A 507-nucleotide genomic window follows, 5' to 3' on the forward strand; every position below is an offset into this window, starting at 1 on the left:
AGAGTCTGTCTCGAATCTCATGCGGAACGTGCGATGCGGCGTAGCAGGATGATGACGGAAGCCGCGTAGAGGAAGGCGTTTGCGGAGGCGATGGTGGCCTCAAAGTCCTTCGCGAGGCGTCGATTGCGGCCGATCCATGCGAAGAAGCGTTCGACCACCCAGCGTCGCGCGTGAACGGCGAAGCCGACCTGCCCCTTGGGCTTGCGCACGATCTCGACGCGGATGGCGGTGGCACCAGCGACGCGATCCCCGGCGTAGCCGCTGTCCATGAAGGCGAGTTGCACGAAGGGCCAGCGGCGGCGCGACATGCGCATCAAGGGCGGCGCGCCGTCGCGGTCCTGGATGCTGGCCGGATGGTTGTCGAGCGTCAGTCCCCGACCATCCGTGTCCACCATCGCGTGCCGCTTGCGGCCCTTGATCTTCTTGCCCGCGTCGTAGCCGCGCGGGCCGCCGCTCTCGGTGGTCTTGACGCTCTGGCTGTCGATCACCGCCGCCGTCGGGCTGGCC

At 67.7% G+C, this 507-nt stretch carries 1 protein-coding gene; it reads right to left on the reverse strand.

The window, feature by feature from the left end:
- Positions 1–17 precede the first annotated feature (17 nt).
- Positions 18–507 (reverse strand): IS5 family transposase (locus JTN19_RS14530; protein WP_206934109.1); only part of this gene is annotated, 490 nt, incomplete at its 5' end.

Source organism: Roseococcus thiosulfatophilus (assembly GCF_017311575.1).
GTDB lineage: Bacteria > Pseudomonadota > Alphaproteobacteria > Acetobacterales > Acetobacteraceae > Roseococcus > Roseococcus thiosulfatophilus.